Source organism: Arthrobacter sp. ES3-54, assembly GCF_029504395.1.
Taxonomy (GTDB): Bacteria; Actinomycetota; Actinomycetes; order Actinomycetales; family Micrococcaceae; genus Arthrobacter.
On sequence record NZ_JAQFIF010000015.1, the window covers coordinates 68,883 to 82,827 of the forward strand.

A 13,945-nucleotide genomic window follows, 5' to 3' on the forward strand; every position below is an offset into this window, starting at 1 on the left:
CTTACTTAACAGTCTCGACCAGGGTCGCGTGGGAGTCGGGTGCATTTGGATCAACGGCATCTTCGATGGCCTGCCGCATCAGCGTGTGCTGCTTCTTGACGAGGTCGATCGGATCGGATTCGCCCAGGTCGGCGAACGCGTGGCCCTCCCACTCGCTGGACAGGTAGCCCTGGTAGCCGCCCTGGACGAACTGGCGCACAATGCGGGGAATGTCCATCGCGGGTTCGTTGCCGTGTTCGTCGATGTCGTAGAACTTTGCGTGGACATGGAAGATCTGCGGCATGATATCCAGCCACTCCTCCGGCGGAACCAGTCCATGCATGTTGAAGGCCAGCCGGGTGAACGGGCCCAGGCGGGCTGGATCAAAGTTGTTGGCACTTAGGTAGTCCTCGAACTCCTGGTTGCGCTCATGCATGGGCGACGGTTTGCGCCAGATCTCCTGCATGACGGCGAAGTGCTCCTCCGGCAGCCCCATTTGCGTCAACGTGCGGAAGAGGGTCGGGGAAAGGCTGTGCATCGTCGAACTGAAGTCTGCGGTGAAACCGAGCCGGTCGCTTCCCAGTTCCTCGTACATCTCGCGGATCTGCAGGATCTTGGGATCGTTCGGGCCCTGCGGCGCGTGAATTTCGTAGCCGAGCTTCTGATCGTACTTCTCGGCCAGGGGAAGCAGCCGGCGGAGCAATTCCTTGCCCGCGGACCGGATCACCACGCGGTGGAAACCAAGCTTGTTAGCCGTGTGCAGCTGCGCGGCGAAGAAGTCGTACTCTTCATCGGGTGTCATGTCCCGGTCCTTGCGGCGGCCCATGTCCAGGTTGGTGCCAACTGCGCTGGGGGTCAGGCCGTAGCGGTCCATGCTGTCGCGCCACAGGCGGACGAAGTCATCGTCGACGTCGGGGTAGGTGCGCAGCATCTGCGCGATGTTGAACTCAACCCCCGGGCCGAGGCCTTCATCTGCAACAGCTTTGATCAGCGTCTCAGGGGTGTAGAGTCCGGCGGCGAACTCGGAGGTGAGCGAATAGAGGGTAATGCCAAGCTCGATGCCCGAGCCTGCGATGCCTTCTGACATATTTTCTGGTTCCTTCGTTGTCAGCCGCGGACGGGCTGGGCGAGATGGCTATTGAGGATGCGGCGCGCTTCCGACGCGTCAGTGACCATGGCCGAACCGGCGTTGGCCGCGGCAGAGCGCTGGACGGCCTGCTCGCCGCGGATGATGTCGAACGGGTCCTGCCATTTGTTCCAGTGCCAGCCTTCGTATTCGCTGGAGATTGCGCCGGAGTAGCCGTTCTCGACCAGTTGCCGGACAAGGCCCCGGACCGGCACCGAGGGCTCTTCGCCGGTCTCGTCGATGCCGAAGAACTTGCCGTGCACGTGGCGGACCCAAGGCATGATCTCCAGCCAGGTGTCCAGCGGTGCAGGACCGAAAAGTCCTGTTCCGTTGATGGCGAAGTCAATGCCAAGATCGGGCCGGCCGTTGCGGGCCGCCAGGCCGATGAAGGCACCGAAGCGTTCACCGTGAACCTTTTGCGTGTTTGGCGGTCCGTCGACGTAGAAACCATTCCACAGGTCAACCACCTGTCCGAGAAGTTCCTCCGAAGCTCCACGCCGGCGGTAGGCCTCCAGCAGGGAGGGCGCAAAGCCGGTGACGGTGGCACCCCAGTCGGCGGTGAAGCCGAGCAGGGGGGAATTGAGTTTCTCGTAGCGGTCGCGCAGGGCCAGGACACGTTCGTGGGCGCCGTGCTGGTCAGCGTGGACTTCGAGGGCCAGGGTGACGCCGTACTTCTCGGCCACGGGCAGCAGGCTTTCCATGGCGTCCGGCGTCAGAGAGATCTGCACCCGGGCGATCGGGAAGCCGAGCCTGGCGGCTACTTCGATCTGCTTGCGCATGTATTCGACAAGCTCGTCATGGTTCATGAGCCGGTCGCGGCGGATACCGGTATCAACGTTGACTGCGAGGGAGGTGGGGACCAGGTCAACCTCGGCGACAAGATCACGGAACTGGCCAACGAAGTTGTCGTCGATCCGGTCCGGGAAGCCGCGCAGGCTGGAGAATCCGATGACTTCAAGCCCTGGGCCAAAGCCTTCGGCCGCCACCTTGCGGATCAGGCCATCGAGATCGTACTGCCGGGAGTGGAAGGCCCGGGTGAAGCTGTAAAGGGTGACGCCCTGGATCGGCGTGCCGAGGCTGGTCATCGCTGTGCCACCTTCATGGTCTTGGTGTCGTGCTCTTCGATGTGCAGCACGCCGTGGTCGGTGATGATGTAGGGGATGTAGAGCTTCAGGTCCACCCTGACCTCGTGCTCGGTCTGGCTGTCCGGGACGGGAAGGTCGCCCGAAAGGACTGCCGAGTCCAGCGGGAACCACCATTCACCGGTCTCGTCCACGAGTTCCTCGAAGCTGAAAGTGCGGTTGTTCATGGTCCAGCGCAGTGAGCCCTCGGGGGCTGCGACGCCGTCCACTGTCAATGCAGCTCCAGCGATGCACGAGCCCGGAAGGGCGCGGTACCAGGGGATGCGGACTTCGACGGCGGTTCGGCCGTCCTGGGTGGTGAGTGTTCCCTGCTCGATCATGCGGTCGGCGATCATCGAGACCTCCTTGTCTGCGGCATGCCTTGCCGGTGATGGGCGGAAGTGACGCCATGCGGACACTTCGTCATTATTTAGTCATTCTATTGTCTGATTCCGACATAAGTAAAGAGCTGGTGAGTTCCTCTGCGATCCTCCGCGCCCCGCGCACTGCGAGTGCCACAGCGGTCAGCGTGGGGTTGCACGCGGTGGCGGTGGGGATCACGCCGTTGCCGGCCACGAAGAGGCCGGGAACCTGCCACACCTGGCTGTCGGGCGAACACACGCTTTCGCCGTCGTCCGCCGCGCCCATGCGCGTTGTGCCCTGGTAGTGAAGCGATGCGCCGGGCGGCATGACGAACGGACGTTCGTCGAGCGGTTCACCCACCGCCTTGCCCAGACGGACAATCTCCTGCTTGGCGCGCTCCAGCACCTCATGGTCCCGCCCTGTGAGGCGGTAATGGATGCGCATGGCGGGCATCCCGTACGAATCGCAGGTGCCGTCCTCGAACACCACCCGGTCCTCCCGCTGGAGATCCTTCGCGCAGAACAGGCCGAGCCCGACGATCGACCCCGGGACGATGGGGTCCTCCTCGGCCAGCGGGACCGGCGACGCGTCCAGTTGCATGATCTGGCCATGGAAGGGCGCCTCGTCCGTGTAGGGAACCCAGGCAACTCCGCTCTGCTCACTGAGCGCGCCGTTGGCGGGCCGCGGCGCATGTTCGGCTGAAACATCGCGCAGCCTGCTCGCGAACACCACCTGCGCCTGGTCGTTGAGGTAGCGGCCCAAAGCGTCGGGCCGGATCCCGGAAGCCCACAGCAGCTGCGGCGTGCGCAAGGCATCCGCACCCACCACAACGTAGCGGGCGGCCACCTGATGGGTTTCGCTGCTGCGGCGGTCCTGGACTTCGATGCCGGCAGCAGCGCCATCCTCTAGGAGCACGCGCGTCACCAGCGACTCATCATAAAGTTCAAACTGCGGATTTTCCCGGGTCACATCCCCCATAACGACGTCGGAACCGGACCACACGAGGCCGCCGTCCTCGCGCCGGTGTACGGCGAGCGGCATGGGCTGGACACGGTAGGCGGTGCCCCGGCCCGCGTCCACGGCGGCCGCGAGTCGTTCCCGGACGAGGTCAGAGAACGGGGCACCGTCAAAGGCGCGGGTGGTCACCCCCAGCAGACGGTCTGCGTGGTCAAGAAGCACTTCAAGGTCCGGTAGGAACGGAATGCGCTCTTTGCCGCCCGGGCGGGGGCAGGCAGCGGTCCAGTGGGCGGCCATGCCGCCCACGTTGCTGGACATGGCGGCAACGGGCATCCCGTCCTCGCCGGGGAAAACGTAGCCGTCCTGCAGCAGGTAGGTTCCGGGCCTGGCCCTTCGCTCCCCGCTTTTAACGGCGCCGGGTGAGTTCACCGTCTCAGCACCTGCACCGGGGCCTTCCGATGCCCGCTGCGCGAGGCTGCGGCGCTCCGGATCCTCAATGTTCTTGACGTGCGCCCCGGGTGGATTGCTGACGGTGGGGCCCACCTCGAACATGGCGATGGTGGCGCCAGGGGCTTCCTCGCTGAGGATCCGTGCGTACGCCGATGCCGTGGGGCCGCTGCCGACGATGGCGACGTCGACGCGGGCCGGGTACCGGTTATTGCTCACCGCCCTGCCACCAGTTCCTGGATGCGTCGTACGGACTTTGCCGAGTCGATCGTGGGGTAGTACTCGAGCCCGATCGGGCCCGCGTAGCCGCTGTTCTGCAGGTCGGCGAACCGGCCCGGCCAGTCGATGGATCCCGAGCCGGGCTCCCCGCGGCCCGGAGCGTCGGCGATCTGCACGTACCTAATGAGGTCGCCGGCGTTGGCGAGCTCGGCGGCCACGTCCTCGCCCTCGACCGTGGAGTGGTAGAGGTCGTAGAGAACGCCGAAGTATGGCGAGGCCACTCCCCGGGCGACATAGACGGCTTCCGAGGTCCGGTCAAGGAGGGCCCCCGGGTGGTCAACCCTGACGTTCACCGGCTCGAGGACAAGGGTGATGCCGGAACCCTCAATGTGCGCGACGCCTCGGGTGAAGATCTCGATCAGTTCGTCCAGCTGGTCCTGCCGCTTGCGCCCGCCGAATCCGGTACCGCTCCCCACTACCATCCGGGGGCAGCCGAGCTGCTGGGCCACTTCGACGCCGGCGTCCAGCCCAGTGTAGAAAGCATCGTGGTTGCGGGGCGGGATCATGAATTGCATACGCGGTTCCGCCAGCTGGGAGGTCAGCTGGACTCCGGTTTCCTCGAGTGCGTCCTTCAGGGCCGGAATGTCTTTGCCCGTCGGGCCCCACATTTCGACGGCGTCGAAGCCGGCTGCTGCCGCCGCGCGAACCCGGTCAGCAGCACTTTCGCCTGCTTCGGCGAACAAAAGGTCGATATTGGGCGAAAGTTGGAACATGGATGTCTCCTAGAGAATTGAAATGGTGGTCTAAAACGCCTCAGGCCCGTCAGGAATGGTCGGGTTGTGCTGCCGGTAGTCGCCGGCCACAAGGAAGTCGAAGGCTTCACGCACCCGTTTTTGGGTGTAGAAGATCTCCACGAAGCGCTCGAACGCTGCGCGGTTGTCAGCCATCGCGGGTCAGCCCTTCAGGCCGCCGGAGAAGCCCTGGATGAACCGCTTCTGTGCGAACAGAAACAGCGCCAGGATGGGAATCATGGACACGATCACTATCGCGAAGATCGAGTTCCACTGGGAGACCAGGGAGCCGATGTAGTAGTACATGGCCACCGGCAGCGTCTGGTTGGCGGAGCCGCCAAGGAAGATCAGCGATGTGAAGAAGTCGTTCCACACGATGAGCCCGGCGAAGATGGTGACCGTTCCCGTGGCTGGAGCCATCATGGGGAACACCACCTTGGAGAAAATCTGGGATTTGCTGGCGCCGTCGATGGTGGCCGCTTCTTCGTAGTCCGTGCCGAGGCCCCGGAAGAAGTTTGCGTAGAGGAAGATCGACAACGGCAGCAGCATGCCCGTGTACAGGATGATCAGGCCCCAAGCGGATCCGGTGAGTCCAAGGGCCCGTGCACCCATGTAGAGAGGGACGGCGCCGAGCTGGCCGGGGAGGATGATGGCGATCAGGAAGAGGTAATACGCGCCCTTGCTCCAGCGTCGGGTGCTGCGGGAGATGACGTATCCGGTGATGGAACCGAGTGCGATGAGCCCCACGATGCTGCCCGCGGTGATGATGGCGCTGTTGACCAGGCCCATCACCACGTTGGAGTTGCCGGTGGCCGTGAGGACGTCGACAAAGTTGCTGAAGTCGGGGCTTGTTGGCGGAGCCAGGGCCGAGGTGGTGAACAACTCGTTGTCCGGCTTCAGGGCAGTTGTCACCAGGAAGTAGAACGGCGCGAGGAACAGCAGGGCGAGCGCCCACAGGCCGACTTCGCGGAGCAGGGTGAGTTTGGTGTAGCGGAACATGGCTTAGTCCTCAGGGTTCGAACGCGTCAGCCGCTGCTGGAGAACGGCGAAGATCAGGATGATGGCGGCGAGCACCAGGGCCAGGGCGGCACCGCCCCCGAAGTTCCCGAGCGCAAAGGCTTGCTTGTAAACCAGCGTGGCCAGCGTTTCCGTCGCTCCGGCCGGTCCGCCGCCGGTGAGTGCCATGATGGGATCGAAGACGCGCAGCCCTTGGACGATTCCCAGCGTGGTGGCGATGGCGACGGCGGGGCGGATGGCGGGCAGGGTAACGTTGCGGAACCGCTGCCACAGGTTGGCGCCGTCAATGGCCGCCGCCTCCTCCACGTCCACGGGGACACCGGCCAGGCCGGCCATAAAAATCACCATGGCAAAGCCGGTGGAAGACCAGACCAGCACCACCAGGACGGTCCAGATGGCCCACTGCGGGTCGGCCAGCCACGGCTTGGCCTGGTCGCCGGCGCCTATTGCCGTAAGGAAAGCATTGAGCGGACCGTCGAAGTCGAAGATGTATTTCCAGATGTAGGCCGTGGCTAGCGGACTGAGCACCACCGGCATGAAGAAGAGGGTCCGGAGGATGTAGCGCGTCTTGAGGACGCGGTTCAGGCCCAGCGCAATGACCAACCCGGCGATGTTGCCCAGGAGAACCGAGCCAAAGGCCAGAAAGAGGGTGTTGGAGAGGGCTCCGAGTTTCGTGGGGTCCTTGAAGATGGCCTCAAAGTTTGCCCAGCCCGTGATTTTGAACGAGCCGATGCCCGTCCAGTTGGTAAAGGCGAAGAATCCGCCGATACCGGTTGCCACGTAGTGGATGGCAAACACCAGGGCGATCCCGGGCAGCGCCCACCACCAGTGTCCGAACTGCATGGGCCCCCGCCGGGGACGGGTGTTCTCACCCGTCCCCGGCGTCCGCTTGCCTCGCCGGGGTGCTTCAGCTGCTTCGCTTTTCGGTTGCATCGTCGCAGTCATTGGTATTCCTTGCTTGTCCCTTTGAGTCGTCGGAACGTTGATGGTCAAGAACTGCTACTGTTCCCAGGCCGCGTCCATGGCCTGCAGGACCTGGTCAGGGCTCTTCTGGCCGGTGATGATGCCCTGGACCCCCGTGGCCAGTGCGTCGTAGACGGCGGAATTAGGCCACTGGATGTTGGGCAGGGGGCCGTACTTGCCGTCCTTGATCAGGCCGCCGACGTTCTTATAGGCGCCGCCGTCGAAATCGTATTTGTCGAGTCCGCTGACCGGCAGGGCACCGTCGATTTCTGCGAATGCCTTGGTCTGCTCAGGCTGTGCGGCCCAATCGAGGAAGGCCTTGGCAGCGTCCTTGTTCTTGGAGGCCGCGTTGATGGAGAAGGCGTAGTTTGCGCTGGCGAATACGTAGCTCTTGCCCGAGCCCTGTTCCGCCGGGAACGGCCGTACGGCGAATTGGGAGCCCCCAGCGGCGGACTGCAGTTGCTTCCAGCTTGGGGCCGGGATGAAGCCGCTCAAGGACGTTCCGCTGGCAAGCCCCTTGGTGATGGCGTCGAAGCCGCCGCCGGCAGCACCTTTCTGGAAGCAGCCCGCGTCCTTCAAGGTATTAACTGCTTCGAGGGCTGCCTTCCAACCGTCCGAGCCGGCGAAGGTGGTTTCCTTAGCGGCGCGCTTATCGTTCCATTTCGGGTCTTCCGCGTAGACGCGCGAGGCTGCCAGGGACATGGCCATCAGCCCTGTGTTGGGAGGGGCTGATCCGGCAAGGGCAAAGAGGGATTTACCGGAGGACTCCAGAGCCTTGCACTGCTGCTGGAGGGAGGAATAGTCGGCAGGGAAGCCACCGGCTGCATCTGCAGCCGTCTCATTACTCACCAAGGCAGAGATCGTAATTTCCGTGGCCTGGCCGTACACCTTGCCGTCGGATCCAAAGGTGCTGGCGCTTCCCTCGGGGAGCAGTTGCTTGGCGGCATCGTCAAGCGGCTCAAGGAAACCTGCCTGCACGAGCGGCAGGATGCTGCGGCCGGTGCCGGAGCCTGGTGATGTCACTACGACGTCTGAGGCGTTTCCGGCCTGGAGCTGTGTGCGCAGGGTCTGGTCGTAAGAGTCGTTCGGCTGAGGATTGAAGGTGATTTTCACGTTCGGGTGTGACTTCATGTAATTTTCTGCCAACACTTGGAAGGGGCTCTCGATGGTGTTGGATGTCGCGAAGGACAGTGAAAATTCCTGGGAACCACCCGAAGAGGAGCTGCTGCCGGTGGAGGCCGAGCAACCGGTGAGAATGAGTGCTGCGACGGTGGGGACGGCGAGGGCGCCGACCTTCAGGCCCGAATTGCGACGGTGCTGTGTCATGTCCAGCCTTTCTGACTTCATTGTCCAAAATCCGGGTGTCGTGACCCCGGTCACTCATAAGTATGCAGGAGATGTGCCTAAAACACACATAAGTATTCGCTATGACGGACATAAGTCCAACGGAGGTCCGCGGAAGGTCTATCCAGATGCCTGATGACTTCGCCTATGTAATAGATCCCGCTGATAAGCTCACCTGAAACGGTTCCACTTCCAAAGGATCGCTGCGCCGTGACGAAACATGTCCTGCTTTCCCGTCTCGACCTCAACCTGCTGATCTCGCTGGATGCCCTCATTACCGAGCGAAGCGTTACTAGGGCGGCCGAGCGGCTCCACCTAAGCCAGCCGGCGCTCAGCGCCTCGCTCGCCCGGCTCCGATCCCACTTTGGGGACCCGATCCTGGCCCGCCGCGGTAACGCTTATGAGCTCACCCCCTTCGCCCTCCGGCTCGCGGAGCACACCACCACCGCGCTGGAGGCCGCACGCCGCGTCTTCGAAAGCCAGGCCACCTGGGAGCCCACAGAATCTGAGCGCGAGTTCTCCATCTACGGCTCGGATTACGGCTTCACTACCATTGGCCGGGTTGCTTCCGAGCTTGCAGCCGAGCGCGCCCCAGGAGTCCGGTTCCGGTTTATGCTCCACAATCCGATGGTGGTGGAGGATGCAGCCAACCGCCTTCGATCGGTGGACGGTATGGTAATTCCCCATGGATTCCTCACCGGGCTGCCCTACCTGGATCTGTGGAGGGACGGGTGGGTGGCCGTGGTCTCCACGTCCAATGAAGCCGTCGGGGAGCAAATCACCATGGAAAACATCGCTGAACTTCCCTGGGTGATGACCTATCAGACGCGCTCAGCCTCAACATCGGCGGAACGGCAGATCCAGCAGCTGGGTGTTGAGCCCCGTGTGGACGTGGTCGTTGAAAGTTTCCAGTCCTTACCTCACTTTGTGGTTGGGACCAACCGGATCGCGCTCATCCAGGCGGCACTGGTGCCGTTCGCTCTGCGCGTGGGCGGGGTTCGGATCCTACCGCTGCCCTTCGATGCCACGCCGCTGGTTAATGCATTGTGGTGGCACCCCGTGCACAACCGCGACTCCGAGCATGAGTGGATGAGGGGCCTCTTCAAAGAGGCTGCTGACATCGTGGCAGCCGCCGCAACCAAGGAAGCCCCTTAAACGCCTCGATGCCCGGCCGGCTAAACGGACGGGCATCGAGGCTATGGGGCTTCGGTTTTGCAGGTCAGGCTGATGCCAGCGCTGTTCGCATGCTCTTGCGGATGAGGTCGTGCTGCTGACGGACCAGCAGCAGCGGATCCACCTCACCGAGCTCGGCGAAGGCATGGCCTTCCCATTCGCTGGACCAGTAGCCGCGGTAGCCGCCTTCGACGAATACGCGGACCAGTTCCGGATAGTCGATGGCCGGCTCGTTGCCCTGCTCATCAATATCGTAGAACTTTGCGTGGACGTGCATGATTTGCGGCATGATGTCAGCCCACTCCTTCGGGCTGACATGGCCGTGCATGTTGAAGGCCAGGTGTGCGAAGGACCCAAGCCGGGCAGGATCAAAGTCGCGTCCCCGCAGGTACGCAATGAACTCCTCCTGCCGCACCCGCATCGGGGCCTCAGTGCCCCAGATAGCCTGCAGCCTTTCCACAGCTTCATCGTCCAGCCCGGCACGGCGGACCGCGCGCAGGAGCGTGGGAGACATGCTGTGCATGGTTGAGGAGAAGTCAGCCACGAAGCCCAACAGCGGTGAATCAAGCTCGGCGTAGACGTCGCGGACCTTCATGATCTCCGGCGAGTTGGGCCCCAGCGGTGCATGGATCTCGTAGGCAAGTTTGAGTTCGAGGTCCTCGGCCAGCGGCAGCAGCCGGCGAAGTAGCTCCGGCTTCGCGCTCTGGATGCGGACGAGCGGGAAACCGAGCTTCTTGGCGCCGTGGAAGAGTGTCTGCGTGAACTCGTACTCCTCGTCCGGGGTCATGTCGCGGTCACGGCGGCGTCCCATGTCCAGATTGGCGCCGAAGGAGCTGGCGGTGAAGCCGTGCTTGTCGAAGGCCTCCTGCCACGAGCGCACGAAGTCATCAGTCACGTTGGGATAGGTAGGCAGGACCTGCGATGCCACAATCTCGATCCCGGGGCCGATGCCCAGCTCGGCCACGCGGTTCAGCAGGCCGTCGAAGTCGTACCAGCCGGCCCGGAATTCGGCACTTGCCGAGTACAGGGTGAGCCCCAGCGAGAACGGATCGTCCTCCGCTTTCGGCGGGGGCGGCGTGACCGCCGTCGTCAATTCCGGTGCCGCCACAGCCCTGTCCGTGACAGTCAGCTCCAGTGCCTGGTTCACGAAGTTGGGAACGTACATGCCGGGACCGCCGTCCTGGCCGGGAGCAATCTGCATGTACGGCAGGCGCAGCTCACCGATGAGCCGGACGGTGTGCTGCTCGCCCAAGGCAACAGGGCTCTCCGTTTTGGCGGTAAGCAAGGGATGTTCCTGGAGGTACCAGAGGGTTTCGCTTTGAGCGGGCAGGTCCGGGAGCGCATAGCGGACACCGCCCAGTTCCAGGGACAAGTTCTCGGCGGAGATATCCTGGCCGTCGACGGTGAGCCGCAGGCTGGAGACCGAGGAGAGCCACAGGCTCCGGTACCACGGCAGAGTCAGGGCAAGCGCGAGGCCGTCGGGGTGGGTGCGGAGGCTTGCATCGTCAAGAAGTCCGTTTGGCATTGTTGTTCTCTTTACTGGGAAATGGGATGGGTCAGGTAAGTTCGCCGGTGATGCGGCGGATCAGGGCGTGTTGGCGCCGCACTTGTTCAATAGCGCGCCATGGCGTGCGTTCGCCTTCGTATTCACTGGAGAGATAACCGGTGTAGCCAGATTCCTTGAGGGCCTTGAGGACGGGCAGCCAGGGAATCTGTTGGTCTTCCAGCTGCTCGTTGATGTCGTGGAACTTCGCCTGGACGAACACCACGTACTGGGCGATATCGGCGAAGTCGGCGGGGTCGACGCCGATGCCGTCGAGGAAGGCGGGCCGGGTCTCGCGGGTCTCACCTTCGCGCAGCGGGATGGGCCGGTCCTGGAAGATTCCGGTGTCGATGAGCAGGCCGAAGTTCTTGGTTCCAGTCCGTTCGATGAGTCCGATGTAGTCCTCGACGACGGGGTGTCTGATGGGCGTCGGCGAATGAATCTCCGGGCAGATGATGATCCCCAGCTCGTGGGCCAGATCAAGGGAGCGTTCCACGGACTCGGTCCAGATGGGGTCTGGGACCAGGTCGCTGGACACCACGCCGATCTTGGGGCGCACGAAGCCGAAACGCAATTGGTTGGCAAGCCGCAGGTCCCGCTGCAGGGCCTCCGCACCCTCCGCGACCGTCATGGTGCGGCCCGGGTGAAGACGGGTGTCTATCCAGGAACCGTAGTTGGTCGGCTCCAGCGAATACTTCTCCAGCAGGCCGAACCAGTTATCGATCCAGGCCGGGGACGGTTCCGGATAGTTGGGAACGTGGCCCTCGCCGAGGATCTCGACGCCTGTGGCGCCCACGTCAGCGACGGCGGCCAGCGCCGTCTCAAGGTCCATCACCGTGCCGTAATCGCCCATGAAGCTGTAGAGGGAAACGCCGTAGCGGAAGGTACCTTCGCCGCCTTCCGGCGCGAGCGTTACTTTGCGGCTTGTCTGGTGAGTGGTGGGCTGGTGCTCGACTGGTATGTAGGACATCCGCAGCCGCAGCTCGATGGAGAGCTCGTGGACGCCCTGCGGCAGGCCGCCGTCGAGGGGAACGGTGACCACTGCCGCTTCCTCAAGGGGCCAGCGCACGCCATCACTTTCCCAGAGCTGCCGCAGGGTGTAGGTCCGCCCGCCGAAGGTCCACAGCGGAACGTCAGGTCCGACGTCGACGATGTCGCCAACGCGAACGGCGATGCCATCGATGAGGGACGCGGCCATGCCCCGGTAGGAAGGCATCCGGACCCGGAACTGAAAGCCGGTTACACGTCCGCCGTCCGTTACGTTGCGGAAGCCGACGGACTGGATGAGGTCTCTTTCGAGAAGCATCATTGCTCACTCTCTCTAGGTGCAGAATCCAGAGTAGCAACCATTCCGTCTCTTTTACACCTAAGTAAGCGTCTAACCGGCAAAACTTGCCATAGGCCCTCAGCGGACCGCCGCTTCGAGGGTGCGCGATGACGAAGCCCGTCCTGTCCGACGGCAAGCGCTCATCCAGCCCGCAGCCCTCAGGCCCACGGGTACTCCCGCTCCCCTGGAGTGCGGACCAGCCGCCGTCGGACGGGAGGGCGGATCCTTTCACTGATGGAAGAATGGATCTTGATTTCCTCTCTGGGGCACCTGGATCTGGACCATGACCGTCGTCCGTCGGCGCCGAAAGCCCGCCCGATCCACTTTCTAAGTGGGCATTCAATAGGCGTGCCGCATCGGTATTGGAATCCCACTTATTTAAGGTCGGCCTTACGGTGCCGGTGGTGCAGCTGATAGCTGCGGAACACGGCAGAAGAGGTACTCCCCTCATGCCCGAAGTTCCCGCGAAGGACCTCGGCGAGATCCTCCAGCGCTGCGTATAGCATCCGTCCGGCGAAGCGGAGTTCTGCGTTGTCATGGTCCCGGGCTTCAGTAGCCAGCTGCTGTGCATACGTCACGGTGGCCGGCAGCGATCCCCTGCGCTCTGCTTCGTGGAAGTAGTAGGTTTCATGGAAGGACAGCAGGTCTATGCTGACCGATGCCACGTTTCCGGCCAGGGATTCGAGCAACACGGCGGCATGAGCGGGAGTCAGCGACGAGAGACCTTCGTCCCCGGCCGCTTCCCTGAACTGGCTCAGCCGGTGGGCCAAAGCCCTGCGACGGCTAAGGGCAGGGTAGGTCTGCAGTATCCAGGACACCGTAGCGGTTAGAAGCCCAAAACCGGCCACGGCCTCGGCGGCCGCGACCAGCCTAAGGAGAGGCAGTGCCGGCACGATGTCACCGTAGCCGACTGTGGAGAGGGTGACCATCGAGATGTAGAGGGCTTCGGTGAAATCGCCGTGCTGCGCCACCCCGTCTCCGTACACGAATCCTGCAGGCAGAAACGGGAAGTACACCAGAGCCCAGCCCAGAATAGCCAGGGCGGCCCAGGCTCCGATCACGGCAGCCATGGCGAGAGGGGCTGCGATTGTCGATGCCCGTCCCCGGACTTTGTTGGTTAACAGCCAGAGTCCCCGGATTATCGCCTTGCAGACCGGGCCTGTCCCGCGCGGATACAGGAGTGTGTGGAAGACATCCGTGAACATCAGCAGGATCAGGCCTGCCCCGGCAGCGATCCAGAGTGCGTCGGTGAAATCCATGCTTCAGCTTAAGGGTCCGAAGCCCTCGCGCGACGGCACCCGGCGCGAGGCCGTCGCCACGCAAGTCAGAATCAGTCGGTATTGACCGGCTGCCGCTGACCTACAGCGCGGAACAGCCGCCGTCGGAGGCGAGGATGGCGCCGTTGGGTGTAGGCGGCGGCGAGCCCTTCCAGCCCGCCGGTGAGAAGTAGCTTCGCACAAAGCCAACGACGGCGGGAGCTTCTTGGGTTCTAACGGTCGTTGCAACACCCGAAGTTTTGGGAGTTGCAACGACCGTGCCTCGTTTAATGGATGGTTCATCGGAACCTCAGAAACA

General features: G+C 63.3%; 13 protein-coding genes. 1 reads left to right on the top strand and 12 read right to left on the bottom strand.

Annotated elements, in window-relative coordinates:
* Window position 1 precedes the first annotated feature (1 nt).
* The 9 genes from M2428_RS19070 to M2428_RS19110 all read right to left on the bottom strand — a co-directional run bounded on the left by M2428_RS19070 (window position 2) and on the right by M2428_RS19110 (window position 8,309).
* Window positions 2-1,066 (bottom strand): TIM barrel protein, encoded by a 1,065-nt coding sequence (locus M2428_RS19070; protein ID WP_277527532.1) that lies wholly within the window; start codon window positions 1,064-1,066, stop codon window positions 2-4.
* 20 nt (window positions 1,067-1,086) lie between these two features.
* On the bottom strand, window positions 1,087-2,190 hold the full coding sequence (locus M2428_RS19075) for a sugar phosphate isomerase/epimerase (protein ID WP_277527533.1): 1,104 nt from the start codon (window positions 2,188-2,190) through the stop codon (window positions 1,087-1,089).
* Window positions 2,187-2,582, bottom strand: a complete 396-nt coding sequence (locus M2428_RS19080; RefSeq protein ID WP_277527534.1) for a DUF6379 domain-containing protein — start codon at window positions 2,580-2,582, stop codon at window positions 2,187-2,189. Before M2428_RS19080 ends, M2428_RS19075 begins: the two co-directional genes overlap by 4 nt.
* A 70-nt stretch (window positions 2,583-2,652) precedes the next feature.
* On the bottom strand, window positions 2,653-4,212 hold the full coding sequence (locus M2428_RS19085) for a GMC oxidoreductase (RefSeq protein WP_277527535.1): 1,560 nt from the start codon (window positions 4,210-4,212) through the stop codon (window positions 2,653-2,655).
* Window positions 4,209-4,985 (bottom strand): TIM barrel protein, encoded by a 777-nt coding sequence (locus M2428_RS19090; protein ID WP_277527536.1) that lies wholly within the window; start codon window positions 4,983-4,985, stop codon window positions 4,209-4,211. The genes M2428_RS19085 and M2428_RS19090 overlap by 4 nt, the downstream gene beginning before the upstream one ends.
* Before the next feature lie 30 nt (window positions 4,986-5,015).
* Window positions 5,016-5,159 carry a hypothetical protein gene (locus M2428_RS19095; RefSeq protein WP_277527537.1) on the bottom strand — a complete coding sequence of 48 codons (144 nt, stop codon included), beginning with the start codon at window positions 5,157-5,159 and terminating at the stop codon, window positions 5,016-5,018.
* A 6-nt stretch (window positions 5,160-5,165) separates the two neighbouring features.
* Entirely contained in the window at window positions 5,166-6,002 is an 837-nt protein-coding gene (locus tag M2428_RS19100) for a carbohydrate ABC transporter permease (RefSeq protein ID WP_229992078.1), read from the bottom strand.
* A gap of 3 nt (window positions 6,003-6,005) precedes the next feature.
* Entirely contained in the window at window positions 6,006-6,863 is an 858-nt protein-coding gene (locus M2428_RS19105) for a sugar ABC transporter permease (protein WP_277527538.1), read from the bottom strand.
* 156 nt (window positions 6,864-7,019) lie between these two features.
* The gene (locus tag M2428_RS19110; RefSeq protein ID WP_277527539.1) at window positions 7,020-8,309 is read right to left on the bottom strand and encodes an extracellular solute-binding protein; all 1,290 of its coding nucleotides are present in this window, start codon (window positions 8,307-8,309) and stop codon (window positions 7,020-7,022) included.
* A gap of 228 nt (window positions 8,310-8,537) precedes the next feature.
* On the opposite strand from M2428_RS19110, the gene M2428_RS19115 reads away from it, so the two are divergent.
* Entirely contained in the window at window positions 8,538-9,482 is a 945-nt protein-coding gene (locus tag M2428_RS19115) for a LysR family transcriptional regulator (protein ID WP_277527540.1), read from the top strand.
* Window positions 9,483-9,546: 64 nt separating this feature from the next.
* Here M2428_RS19115 and M2428_RS19120 read toward each other — a convergent pair whose 3' ends face one another.
* The 3 genes from M2428_RS19120 to M2428_RS19130 all read right to left on the bottom strand — a co-directional run bounded on the left by M2428_RS19120 (window position 9,547) and on the right by M2428_RS19130 (window position 13,629).
* A complete protein-coding gene (locus M2428_RS19120; protein ID WP_277527541.1) occupies window positions 9,547-11,025 on the bottom strand; it encodes a DUF6379 domain-containing protein in 1,479 nt (492 codons plus the stop codon).
* Window positions 11,026-11,056: 31 nt separating this feature from the next.
* Complete coding sequence (locus M2428_RS19125) at window positions 11,057-12,349, bottom strand: DUF6379 domain-containing protein (RefSeq protein WP_277527547.1); 1,293 nt, start codon at window positions 12,347-12,349, stop codon at window positions 11,057-11,059.
* Between the two features lie 395 nt (window positions 12,350-12,744).
* Window positions 12,745-13,629, bottom strand: coding sequence for a potassium channel family protein (locus M2428_RS19130; protein WP_277527542.1), 885 nt, complete (start codon window positions 13,627-13,629; stop codon window positions 12,745-12,747).
* Between the last annotated feature and the right edge of the window lie 316 nt (window positions 13,630-13,945).